Origin of the sequence: Akkermansia sp. N21116, assembly GCF_029854705.2 — a bacterium.
Classification (GTDB): Bacteria; Verrucomicrobiota; Verrucomicrobiia; order Verrucomicrobiales; family Akkermansiaceae; genus Akkermansia.
This window is the reverse complement of record NZ_CP139035.1, coordinates 1,702,549-1,720,382: the sequence shown is the minus strand read 5'-3', so window position 1 is coordinate 1,720,382 and position 17,834 is coordinate 1,702,549. Positions and strand designations below refer to the sequence as shown.

At 51.5% G+C, this 17,834-nt stretch carries 11 protein-coding genes and 1 riboswitch; of the genes, 4 read left to right on the top strand and 7 right to left on the bottom strand.

The window, feature by feature from the left end; genetic code table 11:
• Positions 1-37: 37 nt before the first annotated feature.
• The gene (locus tag QET93_RS06625; RefSeq protein ID WP_280132942.1) at positions 38-2,485 is read right to left on the bottom strand and encodes a hypothetical protein; all 2,448 of its coding nucleotides are present in this window, start codon (positions 2,483-2,485) and stop codon (positions 38-40) included.
• A 15-nt stretch (positions 2,486-2,500) separates the two neighbouring features.
• Positions 2,501-5,527 (bottom strand): hypothetical protein, encoded by a 3,027-nt coding sequence (locus QET93_RS06620; protein ID WP_322190159.1) that lies wholly within the window; start codon positions 5,525-5,527, stop codon positions 2,501-2,503.
• 438 nt (positions 5,528-5,965) lie between these two features.
• Here QET93_RS06620 and QET93_RS06615 point away from each other — a divergent pair, with 438 nt between their 5' ends.
• The 3 genes from QET93_RS06615 to QET93_RS06605 all read left to right on the top strand — a co-directional run bounded on the left by QET93_RS06615 (position 5,966) and on the right by QET93_RS06605 (position 9,608).
• Positions 5,966-7,141 (top strand): hypothetical protein, encoded by a 1,176-nt coding sequence (locus QET93_RS06615; protein WP_322190158.1) that lies wholly within the window; start codon positions 5,966-5,968, stop codon positions 7,139-7,141.
• An 18-nt stretch (positions 7,142-7,159) separates the two neighbouring features.
• Complete coding sequence (locus tag QET93_RS06610; RefSeq protein WP_280132945.1) at positions 7,160-8,638, top strand: SUMF1/EgtB/PvdO family nonheme iron enzyme; 1,479 nt, start codon at positions 7,160-7,162, stop codon at positions 8,636-8,638.
• 121 nt (positions 8,639-8,759) lie between these two features.
• Positions 8,760-9,608: a hypothetical protein gene (locus tag QET93_RS06605; protein WP_280126383.1), complete on the top strand. Its 849-nt coding sequence runs from the start codon at positions 8,760-8,762 to the stop codon at positions 9,606-9,608.
• Between the two features lie 103 nt (positions 9,609-9,711).
• Here QET93_RS06605 and QET93_RS06600 read toward each other — a convergent pair whose 3' ends face one another.
• A complete protein-coding gene (locus QET93_RS06600; protein ID WP_280132946.1) occupies positions 9,712-10,455 on the bottom strand; it encodes a uracil-DNA glycosylase family protein in 744 nt (247 codons plus the stop codon).
• A gap of 112 nt (positions 10,456-10,567) precedes the next feature.
• On the opposite strand from QET93_RS06600, the gene QET93_RS06595 reads away from it, so the two are divergent.
• Entirely contained in the window at positions 10,568-11,530 is a 963-nt protein-coding gene (locus QET93_RS06595) for a 6-phosphofructokinase (protein ID WP_280132947.1), read from the top strand.
• Positions 11,531-11,635: 105 nt separating this feature from the next.
• Here the strand turns inward: QET93_RS06595 and QET93_RS06590 are convergent, their stop codons facing one another.
• The 4 genes from QET93_RS06590 to QET93_RS06575 form a co-directional block, all read right to left on the bottom strand.
• The gene (locus QET93_RS06590) at positions 11,636-12,682 is read right to left on the bottom strand and encodes a hypothetical protein (RefSeq protein WP_322190157.1); all 1,047 of its coding nucleotides are present in this window, start codon (positions 12,680-12,682) and stop codon (positions 11,636-11,638) included.
• A gap of 5 nt (positions 12,683-12,687) precedes the next feature.
• On the bottom strand, positions 12,688-13,143 hold the full coding sequence (locus QET93_RS06585) for a R3H domain-containing nucleic acid-binding protein (RefSeq protein WP_280126379.1): 456 nt from the start codon (positions 13,141-13,143) through the stop codon (positions 12,688-12,690).
• A 155-nt stretch (positions 13,144-13,298) separates the two neighbouring features.
• Positions 13,299-15,347 (bottom strand): ABC transporter substrate-binding protein, encoded by a 2,049-nt coding sequence (locus QET93_RS06580; RefSeq protein WP_322190156.1) that lies wholly within the window; start codon positions 15,345-15,347, stop codon positions 13,299-13,301.
• A gap of 180 nt (positions 15,348-15,527) precedes the next feature.
• Positions 15,528-17,576: a TonB-dependent receptor gene (locus tag QET93_RS06575; RefSeq protein ID WP_322190155.1), complete on the bottom strand. Its 2,049-nt coding sequence runs from the start codon at positions 17,574-17,576 to the stop codon at positions 15,528-15,530.
• Positions 17,577-17,638: 62 nt separating this feature from the next.
• Positions 17,639-17,771, bottom strand: a riboswitch (cobalamin riboswitch).
• Between the last annotated feature and the right edge of the window lie 63 nt (positions 17,772-17,834).

Genomic DNA, 17,834 nt, shown 5'->3' with positions numbered 1-17,834 from the left:
ACTCACGACACCGGATATCTACCGTTTTCCCATTCACTCATGGGAGAGAAGAAAAACGATAGGTCTCTCCAGCCCGGGTTTCCGGCAACGACAAAGTTCGCTCATTCCATTCCGGTTCGGAGGATTCGATAATGGGAAGCTTTTTCCCGGAAGAATCCAGGGCAACCACAGTTCCATATTCCCACGGACAAGCCATCGTCAACCGGCCTCCCAGCAAGCTTGTTATTTCCAGTTTCACGACCGTTTTCCGACAACCATCATAGGCAGCCGAGACCAGGAACCCGCCCGGAACCCTCAACCGTGAAAAAGCGACGTTTCGATCCTTAGGCCAATTGGGAAACACCTTGATCACATCTTTGTGTTTCAGTACCAGCATACTGTTGATGGCAGCCGTCGCCCCGACTTTTTCCAGACCGTGATAGCCATCCCGAACGGCAAGATTATTTCCCATTTGTTTTTTCAGAACGCCCGCCATGTGTTTCAAAATCTTTTCCGCCGGATAACGAAGTTGGACGGCATCATAGAAAATACGTGGAAAATTATTGATTTGCCCCCATGCTCCATCCCCAAACGCATCAATCGTATTCCTACCTACTTGCTGCTGTTCCGCCGGGGAATAATACCCGAGTTCTCCGGCCGGAAGAATCACATCCAACGGAAGGATATTTCCATCCCATGGGATCGGATTGTCCAACTGCTTCCATGTGTTCTTTTTCCATTCCCTCTCTGCCAGAGAGAAAACAGGTTTACCCTTCCATTCGGAAACCGGCTGTTCCGGCAGACGAGTCAAAAGATCTTTCCAGAAGCTACGTTTTCCGGCGTCCATATCCAATTCCTCCGATGCCTTGATCAAAAACGCCAGCAACATCTTCACCGTCGCCAGCTCAACAGCGGGATTATGCGCCCACGAACCCTCATTGTACCCGGCTACAAGAAGACACCTTCCATCCTCATCCCTTTCCAGCCAGACTTCATACAACCGTGCACATTTTTTCAAGAACCCGTACGTCCTTGCCAAAAAATCACGGTCAAGCGTATAGTTGTAATACTGGATAATCGGCCATGAACTGTATGAAACATTGAGGAGTTCACGATGGTAGGAATCATCTGTAACAGTCCCCCACGGGCCAATCCCAACGGGGTAAAGAATGGCATCCGCAATGCCCTTCCGAAGAGCGGAACGGGAATTCACATATTCCCTGTTAATCCGTTGCAGTTCAATCTGATTCGCAGCACGCTCCATTCCTTCCCTCTCCATCGCAAGCATGGCTTCTGCGGCAGGCATCAGCAAATCACACCGATTGCTGGATGCCGTCCCGTAAAACGAAGCAATAAAATTATAATTCAGATGATAATCAGAAGACCAATTCGGCGTGTCCGTCGTATGCCAGACTCCGAAAAGTCCCGGAGCAAGTTTTCCATTCCGGATACCCGACCCCATCAAATACTGGGCTCCGTAATAATAACGCTCCGCCAGAGCCGTTTCTTCATCGGACGGAGACAGGTCGATAGAAGAAACAGCCCAATACTCCCTCCACCAATCGGCATGGGACTTGAGAAGAGAGGCAACACCAGCCTCATTCCGAACCAAGCCCAGCAATTCCCGGGCTTTCACCCAAGGGTCCCAGCCCTTCAGCCTGCCATCGTGTCCGTAGGTCTGCCCTCCCCCTCCGATAGCAACTACCAGCCAGGAGGATTGTCCCGGCTGTAAACGAACTATCCTCGAAACAGTTGCTTCCGATTTATTCTTCCAATGGTCGGGCAAGCCGGCATGGACAACGGATGGAGCCAGCACTGCCTGGGAACGCCATGAAGCGGGGTTTTCAGGAGCTCCATTGAAGGTCCACCTCGAAACCGCCCCGGCATTCTCGTCCGTACCCACATCCGCAGGGAAACATTCCTGATCAGCCTTGCACCACACATCGATTTCCAGATCCATAGCCTCCGGAGACTTCAACTCGACGATTAACACGTTCTCCGTTGCCGCCATCCATGCCTTCATGGATACGGACTCGCCGCTCATTCCCGTCAGTTCTGTTTCCAGACATGCCTTCCAAATATCCAATTTCTCATGGAAAGATTTTGTTTCCGCCAATGCCGAGGACTCGGCAACCGGTCTGATCGTCACACCGCCAATAGGCAAAGGTTGCGTTTTATAACGTTTATCCGCACTGAATTTACCTTTTAAATTTCCGCAGGACCAAAAATCAGATTTGGAAATCAAATACGTTTTTTCCATTCCGCGCCCTCCCGACACAATCCCGACATCACCGTTGCCAAGCAATGCCGTCCGAGGCAAGTCATTGGAAAAACTGTCCTGCGGATTCCACGAATTCCACACCCCGGAACAAGCTGAAACAATCTGTTCCGTCCGCGCGCGATCCGGAATATCGATAGAAGAATCCGCTGTACCGGACAAACCGGCAGCCACACCTCCAAACATCACACAGGTGATCCCTCTCCATTGTTTATGGAAAAAACTCATGTTCAAAACAGTTGGTTATTTGTGGCCGGATTGAATCATTTCACGGATATGGCGAGCTTCGATGGCCTCGTTTCTGGCACGTTCGTTCACCCTTGCCCTATAGAAGGCCTTTTCTGTATCCGACCAGATATTGGATTCATCGTACTCCCCGGCAAATGGAATATTCAAGTCGATCCATGCACAGATCTTATCCCATTCTTCCTGAGTCAATTTGACATTTTTGTGCCCTTTTTCGAGCAGTTTGACCAATCCGCTACGGACGGCCCCAGCCCTGTAGGGAGGATACTGGTGCATCAGTTCAAACCGGGTGTACCACGATACATACTTGTTCGGTTCGTCCGGCAGACGCTGCCCCAGAATACGCGGTCCCCATACCTTATCCGAGGGATAGAATCCGAATTCCTCAGGTTTGTGACCATTTTCCGGACGTGCCTTCGTCAGTTCGAAATAGGAACGGTAATACCGACGTTTAGCCGCCGGATCATCCACATAAGGCTTGGACGTCAATAAAAGCTTCTTCCCTTCCCCTCCCTCGCGGTGACAGGCTATGCAATGCTTGTCGAACACGGGCTGTACCTCATGAATATAACTGAAGGCGCGAGGTGGACCATAAAAAGGCTCAAGTTCCTCCGCCGGCTTCATCGACGCAATCGTACGACGCAGCGGGTTGAGCGGCGTCTTGTTTTTGTCCTCATGGCAGCCGACGCATGAAAACTTCTCTGCCGGCATCAGCGTCGCCCACGAGCGCATCGTCTGAATGACCCGGTTTTTACAATCCAGAAGCTGGAAGTATACAGGCTTGCGAGCAGGTGCCTTGAACATCGCCGAACCGTCTTCATAGACCGTTGCATCGCCGATAATCTTCTTCGAATCGAAGGAGGCAAGGCCATGTCCCGTCGGCATCACAGTATCCCAGCAACCTCCGGGACCTTTACCCATTGCCGAGCCAATCGTTGCATTTTTGTACATCATTTCAATCACGCGGATCTTCTTGACGCTTCCCGGTTCAATCCCTTGGGCCGCTTCGCCATAGTATACATTCTGTACATAAAAAATACCCTCATCCTTCGTGTAATCAACCTCGGAGGGACGCACTCCCGGACGCTTGCGCGGAGCATCCGGAATCACCTGCAGGCAGGAAGTGCCCGGGTCTGACGCCAGAAGTTCCCGTTCTCCTTTGTCATTCAAGTAATACAGGGAATAATCGGCTCCGTTGTGCGGGGCTATCGACACAAGGTAATCGCGTTCCGTCAATGCATAGGGATTGGAAAACTGTTCCCCCTGTTTGCCATACTGGTCATCATAACCATTGCCGCTTTTCGGCGTCCTGTATCCGGGCATTTCCACGATTCCCTGATCCAATTCCACACCCTTGGAAACATCCATTAGAGCCAGCTTGCCTCCCTGCGTCGTGTGGTATCCGCCGATAATGCAAATCACCTTGTTGGAGTTCGGGATAGCCCGCGCATGATGGAAGCTGTTGGGCAACCCAGTCTGGTTGCCGTAGAACTCCGTCTGCGCCGTCCCGTCGGGATTCATCTGGAAGAGGGCATGGGCCGAGGACTGGCCGCGATCATTGTAGTCGCGCCTCGTGAAAATCACGCGACCGTCATTGAGCAAGCTCGGAAAAGCCGTATTCGTTTGATCGAATCCGACACGGCGGGCATACTTGCCGTCTTTGTTCATGATAAACAGATTGCTCAGGTCTCCCCACCCGCAGGTAATGTGCTGGACGATGCGGGAGGAACTGAACATGATGTCACCATTGGGCAGATAACAGGGTTCCATGCTGGAGCCATAAGTTTCAGGAGTCGTCAACGGGCGAGTCCTGCCAGTCGTACGATCCAGTTCGTAAATCTGATAATTGCTTTCCGGACATCCCGATGAAGCCAGATTGACATCCCCCTGGCTCTTGCCCGGGAAAAAAGTTGAATTGTAATTCTTCCTCGTCGGACGCATCGCAAAAAGAAGCTTCGTTCCATCGAAGGAAAGCTCAGGATCCCGGACACTCCCCTCCCCTGGATCAACCAGCATTTCCTCACGGGCAAAAACACCATCCTTGTCCTGCGTTAAATCCAGAGTACAAAGGGCTGATTTCTTGTTGGATCCCTCCGTCTCCGTAATCAAATAAATGCCGGAGACACTGCCAAAAACATGGTGTTTCGCAAAAATAAACTTCGGAGACTTTGTCCTGATTCGATCCAAACGGATCTGGCGCCTTGCATAGCCCATGCGTTCATACAATCCGCACCACTGGGAGAAAGAGGCATCCGGATGTTGTTTCAGTCTAGTGATCTCATCCGAAAAAATCTTCAGTTCCGGGATATTGACCAGCATTCTCTCCACCGCACCCCGAATCAACACAACGGAATCCTCCGAAAGCAGCAGCTCCATTCCTCCCTTGCCCAGATCCTGACGAAGCCATACTTCCTGGTGAGGAAACCCATTCTCCAGCAAAACACGAAGGCGGTTCTCCGAATCCGGCAACAATCTGCCATTCCTCAACAGTCCGGAAGCTACAACCAAAGACTCGTTCCAGGACGAAACATTACTCATTGTCTCTTCAATTTTCGCGCATTCTCTACCGACTGCATCCTCCCAGGCTCTTTCGGAGGAATCGGAAGATAAAAAACCGTATTTCACATCCATGAAATACTGTTGGTTTAACTTTCCAGCCACAATCCGAAACGTATGTTCTCCGGCCTCCAATTGTCCCTGCCAAACGCGAACTGTCTTGAAATCATTGAAATCCTTCGTTGAAGGGACATTCCAATCGCAGACCTTCTTCCCATCCAGGATAATTTCCGCAACTCCGCCCTGGCCAGCCGGAGATGCCATTTTTAAATTCAGATAATACATTCCTTTCTCCGAAATGGCAAATTTCCATTCTGCACCACTGCCAACGCCATCCCAATATCTCAAAAATCCCCCCTGAGTCGATATATGGCTGCCGACAAGAGAAGGCGTTGCTCCATCCAAAAAGACAAATTCAGCTCCGGAACACACCATGCACATCAACAATAATGGGAAAAAGCTTTTCATACCAGGGATGAATACGCACACGAGTACAATTTCCTTTCAGTACCCTACATATTTAATTCGCTTATTTTCATACGACAACGGATACACCAAATCCACAGAATGAAGTACCGTATGATAAGTTTTTCCTTTCAGTGCTTTCAGGCTATTACCCAGTGTATCTTCAACCACATGAAGCAGAATGGCTTGGAAAGAGCCTCCTTGAAAACAGTCGATCCTCCCGGACAATATCCTATCTCAAAACGAAACATGATATCCCTTCCCCTCCAGATATCTCCGGACATATACGGTCAAAAGAAAAGCCGGAAACCTCAATAAAGTCCCTTGCTCTTCTTCCTCAGGCCGGATAAGCTCGGCAACTCTTATTTTTTGTTTCACAGAGCGGGACAGGAAGAGTAGATTAAACAGAGCAGCCCAACGAGTTTCATGCAGCAGACCGAGATGCCTCATCCCCCAAAATCAACAAAGGCCTTGCGCCGCGTATACATTGTGCTTGGCTGCCTTGCCTTCATTCAGTTGATGGCAGTAGGCATCGCACTGACACTCAAGCTTTCGTCCCCTCCACCGCTCGTTATACAACAGCCGGTTCCTGACAAGAAAGATCCCGTGCCCGACAAGCCACAGCCCCCCCTACCCGACGAACTCATCACATCTATCAGGCCGCGAACCGTTGAGGAAATGCTACGGGATGCCGATCAAAAATCCTCAGGTTCCCAGCCTTCTGTCATTGCTCCGCCCGTTATCCGTCAACCGAACAATGTACAGGATTACGCCGAAAACAAGACCCGCAAAGAACCGGATATCCCCCTTCCCCCACAGCTTGCCCAGCTTCTCAAGGAAGCCCGTTATGCCCAAATCGAAGGAGACATGAGAAAATCCGTTCTCAAACTCGAAGAAGCTTCGGCTCTTGAACCGGGCAATCCCGTCCTCCTCTACTATTTCGGCCTCGCTTACGAGGCTCTGCGCAATGCCGAAAAGTCCCGTGAATACTTCCTCAAAGTATTCACTATGCGCGACAAAGCCGGCAAATACTGCCAAATGGCCGCCAAACACCTCGAGACCGGTTTCGAGGCTCCGTCCGATAGACGGGGCGACATGGCTTTCGGTACCATTCTGGAGTACAAGGAAGAAAACGCGGGAGACGGACAACGCGTCGTCCTGACCATTCCCATTCTCATGAAAGAAGGGCTCAATATCCGCCCGGAAGACCTCTACATCCCCATCCTCTTCTACGATTCCGTCAATGGACGAAAAATCGAATTGACGCGAGCGGAAGAACCCCAGGTCCGCTGGATGAGCGAACCCGTTGACTGGGCTGACGGGGAGGAAACCCTTGAAGTCCGCTACCACATGCCTCCTCTGACCGAAGAGGCAATCGCCGCCTACGGCGATCTCAAATATTTCGGATTCACCGCCAAACTCTATTACAAAGGAGAGCCCATGGACTGCTACGCCTCTCCACGCGTTCTGTTCCTCATCGAGCAAATGCAGATGAAAAAACCGGATGTACCCTACCAGGACGACAATTACGGAGAAGGGCTCCTTCCCCCCAAAGAAGGAGGTTCTTCTATTCTTGACGCCCAACAAATGTCCGACTTCCTTCCCGCAGCTCAATAACCCTGCATTTCCTCCCTCATGACACTTTCCTTCCCCTGTACTCTAGGCGACTACACGCTTCTTTCCCTGATCAAAGAAAAGGATGGCCGGTTGTATTTTGACGCCATCCAAATTAGCACAAGCCGCAAAGTCATCCTGGAAATGCCCGATCCGGAAACGAGTACCGAGGAATCCATCCAGGAGTTTCTTCATGAGGTCCGTGTCAAAGCATCAGTCGATTCTCCCCTTTTCACCACCGTTTACGAAGCCAGCAAGACCGACGGGAAATGGTACTTCAGCTATGAAAAACCGGATGGGGCCAGCCTGGCCAATGCCATCAGCATCGGGAAAACCTTTAGCACCCATCAACTTCTGGAGCTACTGAAAACCGTCAGCAAGGCAGAAGAATTCTTCGATTCCCACAATCTCGCCACTTCTCCCATTTCTCCCGATTCCTTTTTTGAAGACTCGAGCGGAGGATTCCGCATGATCAACCCGGTCATTCCCGGGACAAGAAAGCCGGACACATCTGCCCTGGACATGATCTCCCTCGGCAACATTCTTCCCTCCCTTATCACCCCCAACGTGCCCGGAGCCACCCGCATAGGTACTATTGCCACCTGGATGCGGGACGGGCAGGAAGGAAAAACGCTCACCTGGCAGCACGTAGCCGAAATGGTGGATACCGTCGAAGACCAGTTGGGGATCGGGCAAAACGCCACCACTGGACTTCTTGAACAATCTCCTGTTTCTCCTTTATCCCGTTACAAGATCCTTCTGGTCGCCATTGTCGCCATCCTTGCCGCCGGAGCGGTTTTCCTTCTCATCGGCAACAATGATCCGGATCATCATTCCACCGCTACAAAACCTAAACTGACACATCCCGTTTTCGATGGGCGCGACCATATGGGAATCCCCATCAATCCGGGAAACGGAGCCCCCATCCTTATCTGCGACGCATACGAAGTCACCATCGGCGCCTACAAAAACTTTCTCGACTCCATCAAGAACATGCCGGAACAGGGACGCAAGTCATACGACCATCCCAATCAGCCTCCAGGAAAAACCGGTCACACCCCTCTCGACTGGGAGGCCATGCTCGATGCCGCCCAACATGGCAAGGTCTGGGAAGACTATGCCATGAGTATGCGGACGCCTGTCTTCAACGTCGATTTCTGGGATGCCTATGCCTATGCCAAATGGAAAGGATACCGCCTTCCTACCTTGGAAGAATGGAAAACGATTGCCGACCGGGTTTCTACGCACGGGCAAGATCCTATGGGTCCTGTTGACAACTATCTCCGGGACGTGGGAGAACACAACCTGTGCGGTTTTAATTCCGGAGTATCGGAATGGACATCCAGTGAAGGAAAAGATCCCTCCATGCCTATGGAAGCGGAACGCCCCATTGTCTGCGGAGGACATAGCGGACTCCCCGGAAAACAACGAGTCATCTACGTTCCATCCCAGGACATCAGATCCAAAACAATTGGTTTCCGTACCGTTCACGAACAATAATTCCCTTGATTTATCCCCCTCACCGGTCATACATACATAAATAACATCGGAAGTCGTCGTACCTGCGAATCTTCCAGTAAAACAATCTGCCATCGATTCTCGTACACCATCCCCTTCTATCATGCAACGTATCCTATCATTCATTCTTCTTCTAGGAGCTCTCTGCCTCCCGGCGTTTTCCCAGTTGATCGTCAGAATGGAACCAATCAAAAAACAATTCCTCAGCGGAGAACCTGTCACCGTTCGCCTAACCATCAGCAACAACACCGGAGCTCCCATCCATCTGAGCAGCAGCGACCAAATCTCCTGGCTCGACATCAACGTCGAAAGCAACGACGGCGGCATGCCCCTGCCCCAATCGCGCTTCGCCAACTTTCCTCCACTCTCCATCCCCACCGGTAAAAGCGTTTCCCGCCGAATCAACCTGCGCCACTTCTACGACTTTTCCCGTGACGGCAACTACAAGGCGACAGCCCTTGTCCGCGGCCCGGACATGCGCACCATGTTTTCCTCGGGCAAAAAAATGTTCACCATCATGTCCGGCATGCCCGTCTGGTCCCAGATCGCAACTCCTCCGGGAGGCCGCCGATGCAAGTACGTCGTCTGCAGCATGAAAAATAACCAAAAATCCCACCTGTACGTTCAAGTCAAGGACGGAGAGGTGGGTACTCCCATCAATGCCACGGGACTCGGGGAATGGTTGAGCTTCTTCGACCCGGCATGCCGCATTGATTCCAAGGCTAACCTCCATGTTCTTTTTTTGACGACACCAACCATCTACGCCGGGGCAATCATCGCTCCGGACGGAACCAGGAAATCCCTGCAATACTACAAGCGAATCAATGGTTACCAGCCTTCTCTCGTCTATCTTCCCGATGGAAGCCTCCGTATTACCGGAGCCATCCCGTTCGATCCATTCAAGCAGGGAGTAAAAGGCCCCAAAGACGCAACCGTCGTCCCAGGAGAATAATCCCGCCAATCTATTCGTTCTTCCCCCCTTTCAGGGAGGAACACTATTTTCCCGCCTCCACCGTCCCGGACGATGGAGGCGCTTCTCTTATTACGCCTCCCGTTTATTTACCGACGGGCAGAATACCCAGGTCGCGCAGCTGTTCCATGGGACGCTGAGGCCAAAACTTATTGGCAACCGGACTCGCAGGACTAGGATGCAGAAGAGTACCGATGGTAAACGTACGATCCGGCATGGCAGAGGAGGCATCTTTCAATTTATTCGTCGCGTAAGCTCCTACACCGACAAGGATTTCCGGCTCCATAATCCGTATCATACTCTCAAGATGAGACAGACACAGAGCGTCAATACGCTCCTGAATGTCTGCGGACAGCTTGTCCGGAGTAACGTTGGCTCCGGATTCGGACATCCAGACAAGCGGGCAAAAATTAACGACGAAATGATCCTTGAAAAATGTTTCCGGAGTTCCATAGACATCACGAAAGAGCCCCCACAATCTCCTGCCGCTTACCTCGGAGCGCTTACATGCAAATCCATCCACAGGCCTTTTCGGATGCATGAGGGAAGGCTTCCCCACGGCAGCTTCAATACCCAGCCAGTTCTTGACAGCATCCACTTCCCCGAACGGAACACCCGTCTGGGCCATCCCGAAAGGACCGGGATTCATCCCCAGAAAAAAAGTCCTCTTCTTCGAATCTCCATACCGGCGTACATATTGTTCATACGGAGCCCACGCATACTTTAGCGGATTATACGTATAAGCGACGGGGAAGGAAAACGACAGGGAATCCATCTCATCCGCCAGAAACGCGGAAGCCTGGAGCAATTGGTCTGCGATTGATACCATGCCGGAATCATGCCTATTCCACCTATATCGTGCCAGCAAAAAACTCGGGACTTGCTTTTCCTCCCACATCATATACGCTAAATTTCGGAACTACTAACGATACCTTCAGCCAATGAGTGGAATAGCCATTATGACATCGGGCGGTGATGCAGCAGGAATGAATCCCGCCATCAAGGCCGCCGTGGACCATGCACGACATCTCTCAATGCGTCCATACGTGGTATACGACGGACTGGAAGGACTCATCGACGGAAAGATTGAAGAACCATCCCGCAACCTTACCAATGAACTGATTTACCGCGGCGGCACGCTTCTGCGTTCCTCACGTTCCAAAAGGTTTTTCCAGTACGAATATCGCAAACAGGCCTACGAACACCTGAAGGCCAAAGGCATTGAAAAACTGATCATCATGGGAGGAGACGGATCCTTCCGAGCCCTCAACGACTTTTACAATGATTTCGAAGTCCCGTTTGCCGGGATTCCCGCCACGATCGACAATGATATTGCGTCGACGGACTACTGCCTCGGTGTAGACACCGCCCAAAACGTCATTCTCAATTGTATTGATTCCATCCGTGACACGGCTCAGTCACATCACCGGGCATTTGTCGTGGAAACGATGGGGCGCGATTGCGGATATCTGGCCATGACCACGGCTCTCTGCAGCAGCGCTGATATCTGTATTGTTCCTGAAATCCCCTACGACCTCGACTCCATCTACCGCCGTCTGAGCCCTCAAATCGAAGAAGGCATCGGCTACATCATCGCCGTCGTCGCCGAAGGAACGCGTGTCGCTCAGTATCTGACTCGCTGGCTCAATGAAAAAACGGGGATGGATACACGCCTCACCGTTCTGGGCCATGTTCAGCGCGGCGGCTCCCCGACTGCGAGAGACCGCCTGATGGCGACACGTTTCGCCACCCGTGCCGTAGAAGCTCTGCACAAGGGTAACAACAACCAGATCATGGTCTACCGCGACGGGAGTTACGCCACAACATCGCTGAATGCCGTTGCCGGCCAAAAATATTCGGTCAATCCCGAAATCATCGACCTCTGCCGCGAATTGAGCTGCTAACCCGGTTTCTTCCTCGTTCATTACAGGATTTTTCTTCTGACAAAAAACCGCTATTCTTTCACGGAATGGCGGTTTTTTGTATTCGCAGGACTTCGATCAAAGGGATCAATCGTAGCGAGCGGCAGCCAAGCGAGCCTTCCTCAAATTCTCGCGGGTTTCATGTGCCATTCGTCCCCAGTAGGAGGCAGGATCCAGATCTCGAGCTTCTTCCAAGACCTCCACAGAACGGTTGAATGTTTTCTCAAGTTCAGGTGAGTTGGAACCTATTTTTCGGAAGAGTTCCCGACACCTATTGACTAACAAAGGATAAACATAGGCTACAAGCACGCATTGCCTTGTCGGTGTTTCCAGATCCTTTTCCTCTAAAAAATGCAAAAAGCCCTTCAAAACATCTTCCCTTTCCTTTTCCCCGACAAGCAAGGAAAACTTATGGACCAGATCCCCCAACGCCTCTTCATGAAGGATACGCTTTGACGCAGCAACAGCTTCTAGATACCTGGCATCGGCACAGGAGGATTTCTCCAGCATGTGCATGCATGCAGCATAATGGAGAGCCCAGGATTCTACCGGAACATGTTCCAGGGCAAGAAGCACCATGGAAGCGGCCTCCTCCGGATCCTGCGCAGCGTAAGCACGGGCCAGCATTTCATCACGCTTGACTTTCTCCCCGCGCAAGAGAAGAAGCCTGGCCGCCAGGGCATCCGCCTCATCATCATTCCGGGATCCTCCAACTGCCATCGCATACGGCTTGCCCTTCTCATCGCAAAGAATCATCGTCGGCAACATTCTCACGCCATGACGCGCGGCACGCCCCAACACCTCCGATGTAACCGGACTGCCAGGATTAACCCTTCCGGAAGGAAGCTCCAATTTGCAGAATACAAAACTACCGTCCAATCCCGATTCATCAAACCGGGAGGAATCCAACCACTGCATCCATCCTTTCTCCGCCGGCCCCGGCTGTGAAGACACGTAAAGATAAAGTATATCCTTTTTTGCCGAGCGTGCACGTATTTCAGAACCTTCCGGAGAAAGAGACCATTCGACCGCACCGTAAACCTGCCATGCCCCCCCCGCTACAAGCACGAGGAACCCATAAATCCATCGCTTCAACAGGAATCGGCAGGAGCCCTTTTCCGTAGATCGAACCATCCTCATCATTCCGGACGAATCGTAATCCGTTTGAACCGGGCATTGCCCTCTTCAGACTCCGTCACAATACCGGGAACTTCTTTCAAGGCATTATGAACAAGCATACGGTGGTACGCATTCAAGGGATACAATTTCATAGGCTTGCCCGTTTCCTTAACTTTTTCCGCAATGGAGAGCGCCTTGTCGAGAAGCTTCTTCTCATGACGCTGACGGTAAGAATCACAATCCACCTTCACCCTAGGAGCATCCGGGATTTTGTGCTGAATCATCCTGTTGACGAGATACTGCAAATCATCCAGGCGGTCTCCATCTTCTCCAATCAGGAATTTTGCGTCCGGAGAACTAATCTGGAGGCAAATGATATTGTCCATCTCTTCAGGAGTTACAGTCCCTTCGAAACCAAGCGATTGGAGGAGAGTTTCAAGCGATTGAACGGCTAATTGTTTCAGGTCTTCTTCCATGGGTGTCAAAATAAGCTTATCGGGTTCCAAAAGTCCGCCTCCAGCTCATAGCAGAAGACGCGGAATATCCTTTACTCCTTATTGTACACATATTCTCCAATTGCCAAGTCAAAAACCCGCAATTCCTCATATTCCGGCAATCGCCTTCCCGGCGATCATCCTTCCGGCTCAATCGGGGAAATCCTCTTCACGGATTCGGGGAACTTCCTCCCCTCTCTCCTGGCCTCATTCACCTCCTGTCGTATAGTCGGATCAATCCAGTAAAGATGTGACTCCAATGGGTTGAAAATAATAGGATAACAAAAACGCGTCGTCTCCGAATCCGGCCACTGAATCCATCTCCAATAAGCCATCCTTGCAGAATCGTCCTTCCAGCCGGGCACCCAAATGGCCAAATCGCGAACTCGTGTTTGAATCCTCTTGAGAGCCCTCCGTAGATCATCCCTGCCGGAAGCTTCCGCGGCTTCCGCCAACGCACTGTCCAATTCCGCATCGGCTATGGAAAACACATTCTCCGTATTGGAGACAAGCCTCCCCGCAGCATCCCTGCCCTGGGATGAATGGAGCATCGGAAAGAGATTCGGGACGGGGTAATCGAACATCGTCGCCCAAAACACAGCCATATGCCTTTTTTCATTCACCTTGCGGGCACACACAGAACCGTCCAACGGATTCAGTCGCAAGTCAACCCCGCAAGCCCTGGCTCCCTCCTTCAGTTTGCGGCAAACATTGCCGATCAATGGCGAAAGTTCGGCATATGCCAATTCAATAGAAAGACGGTCTCCACGCCCATTGACAAGAATACCGTCCGGTCCCACCCGGCTATATCCGGCACGGGCAAAATACGCTCGCGCCTTCGTGGGCGAATAATCCGGCCATGCCAGATCAGCCGTCATACTGCCATATCCGTCCGTTAGAGAACACAACCGGGAAAAGTACCCCCGGAACAAGCTATCGAGTATTTCCTGCATCGGCATGGCATATAACAGCCCCGTCCGGACATCAATATTGTCAAGTGGCGGAGCTCCCGTATTCAGGTAAATGCCATAGGGAGGCTCCGGAAACCGACGGGTAAAGGAAACCATCTCAACATACCCGTCGAGGACGGGAGGAATCTGAAGAAGAGCTTCCCACAATTCTGGCTTATACACCGTCAAATAATCCAACTGCCCGAGACGAAACATCTCATACGCCTTTGTATCCGACCGGAAAAAGTGATGCGTAATCGCATCCACGTTGCACGAATAACGATAGTATTTCCTGTCGGCTGCCCACCAGTTTTTCACTCGCTTCAACGTCAGCGCCCTACCCCGGACAATTCGGTTCGCATCCAGAATATATCCTCCCGTTCCGGGAGGAATGCGCCACTGGTATCTATCCACGTATCCGGCATTGAAATCCGCGTAAAATCCCGGATGAGCCGGGGCTAGAAGACCGGCAGCCTTGAAAGGAGCCCACGGAACGGCACGGGGCAATTCCATCTCCAAAATGTCATCCCCGTACACGCGGATACCGGCCAATTGTTTCTTGACCTCATTGGAATAGAGGGAATCCTTGACAGCCGGACTCGTCCTCAGGCAAAGGTACAGGATAAAGTCCATCGCCTTGATCGGAGAACCGTCCGAATAGGCAGCCTCAGGAGCCAGATGAAAGTAGATCTTCCTTCCATCGCCGGACACGGCCCAACGATCCGCCAGACCTGGAATAATCTCTTCGGTCTGGGGATGGATGGCAACCAGTTTCATATCTACCTGACCGTACATCGAATAGCCGAAGAAACTAGTACTCTCCGGGCCAAAAGGGCGAAACGTGGAAGGGAACATCACTCCTCCCCAAATATCGATTTCACCGCCTTTCATGGCTCTCGGATCACCAATATCCGGCTGGTCCATACCATCCTGCCAAACGAGTCCTCCCGGCAGTGACGAAGAGGGGAGTATCTGTAAAAAATCACCCGACAGGGTCCGCTTTTTCAACAAATCAAGTTCCCCCGGATCCCCTCCTTCCCTCTTCAATCGTTCAACTTCCGAAGAAAGCCAATGGGCAACCTCCCGATTCCAACGCCCGACAAATCCTTCAAAATACGCGGGCATGCCATCGCGTCCCGAAGCCATGGTCATCTTCCCCGTATCCAGTCCTTCCCTTACATCGCGCGACAACCACCATACTCCTGCCAGGAATACGGCGGCAAATGCCGCAGCCATGATTGACAACCACTTGAGCATCGGGAGATATCATGCGGGAAAAACCGCCGTTCATCCATCAGAAAAAAGAATCCATCCCCGCAGAAGAATCTTCCGTCCGGTCTTCGCCTACCGAACATGAGGATTCCCGACAGGGATGGACCTTTTCAGCAATTCAACAACAATATGAAGAAACGATCTTTAGAACTCAAGGGTAACACCGCCGAACACCCCGATTCCACGGGCCTGCAAGGCACCGAAGTTGTAGTCGTTCGTCACGATGTATTTCTCGTTGAGAAGGTTTTCCACACGGAAATGCAGAGTCATGTTGTCCGTCACTTTATAACGGACAAACCAACGCAGCGTTACATAATCATCCAGATACTTGCCGCCCGATGTCGATGTATCGCAACGGTTGCTGGCGGACAAAATACCAAGACCGGTAGTCAGGCGTTCCAGAGGTGAAACATGGATTTCACCGCTGACCGTATTGCGAGCCGTCCCGAGAAGCTGTTTGCCATCATTATCCTTGGGCATCACGTAGGTGTAGCCAAGGGTGTAGCCGGGTTTCCAGGCGCAGCTGAATTCCCCGCGCAGGGAAGTTTCCACCCCAGTCATCGTGCCATGACTTGTATTTTCCCATGTGGAGAAGGCGGTAGAATAGTCGCCGGGAGTCGTATAACCCGTTTTGGGATTGATCATGTCATTAATACGCGTCCAGAAACCGGTAACCGTCAGGTAATGGTTCTTGACGAGACGCTGTTCAATGCCCAGATCGCCGCCAAGGGAACGGGAAATTTTCAAATCAGGGTTGCCGATATACGACCAGCCTCCTATATTGCAGTTCGCGTAGCGTTCCCATTCGGAAGGAGCGCGGAAACCGGAACCAACGGAACCGAAAATTCGAGTCGGAGAATCTTCACGGCCGTTTACTTTCCATGATCCGGCAAAACGCCATGTAGCATTGTTGTTCCAGATGGTGCTGTGTTCCAAACGGCCGACGGCACTGAAATCCAGATAACGGGTCGGAGACCACATCTGTTCGGCAAACCAGGCGAGATTGCTCTCCATTTCGTCGATATCGACGTAATTATTCAAACAGTTGTAATCCGTACGATCCCAGGCCATGCCAAGGATTGTTTTCCATTCCCTATTCCACGTCAATGCATTACGCCATTCCATCTGAAACTTGCTGTGATCCGTCCAGGAGTTTCCGTCGATCAGGTTATCCTTAAAATGGCGGTCATAGTACCCCATCATGAAGGTAGTCGACCAGATCTTGTTGATGTTGGAATCCAACGTTGCAGTCAACAAGTTGCTGCGCATATCGAAACGGTCGCGCTCAACAGTCGAACCTGTTGCTCCATAAACTAAACTCGGATTGTCCAATTGCGAATCCATCCGGCGGTAGGTCAAGCTCAACTTGTTGTCCTTGTTAATATCATAGGTCAGGCGCAGAGCTTCCTGCCATTGGCGAAAATCACCGTAATTATTGGCTTGTCCCGGATTGGGGTAGGCATAAGGACCGGAAGCCCCCAAATAATGAAGATCGTTTTCGGTCGTTTCAAAACCGACTCCTACAAAATAACCCAGTTTTTTGATTTTGCCCTGAGACGTCACCGTTCCCGTATAGGAACCAAAAGAACCGGCCTCGTTGAAAATGGAAAGGGAGGGTTTGCCCGATCCTTCCGGTGTAGAAAGAGCCAAAACGCCGGCATACGAGTTGTTGCCGTAGACGGCCCCTTGAGGTCCTTTGACAAGTTCCGCGCCACCCAAGTCAAAGAGGCTACCCTGGCCATAAAGTTGTCCAGGGCCGGAACCAAGACTGTCGTACGACATGGCATTACGCACATCGGATACGCGCATGCCGTCGATCATCAAAGATGTACCGCCAGCCAAATTAACACCGCGAACAGTCATGTATCCCATGGATCCACGCTGACCAACACTGCCGTCTTCCAGCATATACACGCCAGGAGTGCGGGCAAGAGCACCGGAAAGAGTTTCAATCCCGCGTTCTTCGAAAGCCTTCGGATCAATAATACTCACAGAGACGCCGGAAGACGTGTATGGCACTCCTACATAGTGGGAGGAAACAGTCATTTCCGGTAAGACGGCGACAGTCTGGGCAGGTACAGTTTTCTGCTCCTGAGCACCGGCTGGCTGGGTTGCCGACTGATTGTCAGCATTCGCTCCGAGAGAGACTTGGCCTGAAGCCACAAGGGCCAGACCGACAGCAATAGCACCCATTTCGAGTGCTTTTCTATAGCATATCATAGTTGTAACGCCTTAAAACCGGTACTTCGCCGGTCAAATAGGACAACTCCCATGGCTGGTTTTCTGGCTTGCGAAAGCATGCTTCCGTTTACAGTTGCGGTACAGCTCCGGATTTTCACCGGTATTCCCCATCTATTGCCTGCCCGTGCCACGGGCTTCCATAGAAGTCTGTGATCCGCTCCATGGCGAACCCATGCCCGCAATCAACACAATTTTGTTCCTAAGGTCAAC

Excerpts from the sequence above, each read along its gene's own strand:
- QET93_RS06615 (WP_322190158.1), top strand. The coding sequence starts at position 5,966 with ATGCCTCATCCCCCAAAATCAACAAAGGCCTTGCGCCGCGTATACATT.
- QET93_RS06610 (WP_280132945.1), top strand. The coding sequence starts at position 7,160 with ATGACACTTTCCTTCCCCTGTACTCTAGGCGACTACACGCTTCTTTCC.
- QET93_RS06580 (WP_322190156.1), bottom strand. The coding sequence starts at position 15,347 with ATGGCTGCGGCATTTGCCGCCGTATTCCTGGCAGGAGTATGGTGGTTG.
- QET93_RS06600 (WP_280132946.1), bottom strand. The coding sequence starts at position 10,455 with ATGGTATCAATCGCAGACCAATTGCTCCAGGCTTCCGCGTTTCTGGCG.
- QET93_RS06585 (WP_280126379.1), bottom strand. The coding sequence starts at position 13,143 with ATGGAAGAAGACCTGAAACAATTAGCCGTTCAATCGCTTGAAACTCTC.
- QET93_RS06625 (WP_280132942.1), bottom strand. The coding sequence starts at position 2,485 with ATGAGTTTTTTCCATAAACAATGGAGAGGGATCACCTGTGTGATGTTT.
- QET93_RS06595 (WP_280132947.1), top strand. The coding sequence starts at position 10,568 with ATGAGTGGAATAGCCATTATGACATCGGGCGGTGATGCAGCAGGAATG.
- QET93_RS06575 (WP_322190155.1), bottom strand. The coding sequence starts at position 17,576 with ATGGGTGCTATTGCTGTCGGTCTGGCCCTTGTGGCTTCAGGCCAAGTC.
- QET93_RS06590 (WP_322190157.1), bottom strand. The coding sequence starts at position 12,682 with ATGGTTCGATCTACGGAAAAGGGCTCCTGCCGATTCCTGTTGAAGCGA.
- QET93_RS06605 (WP_280126383.1), top strand. The coding sequence starts at position 8,760 with ATGCAACGTATCCTATCATTCATTCTTCTTCTAGGAGCTCTCTGCCTC.
- QET93_RS06620 (WP_322190159.1), bottom strand. The coding sequence starts at position 5,527 with ATGAAAAGCTTTTTCCCATTATTGTTGATGTGCATGGTGTGTTCCGGA.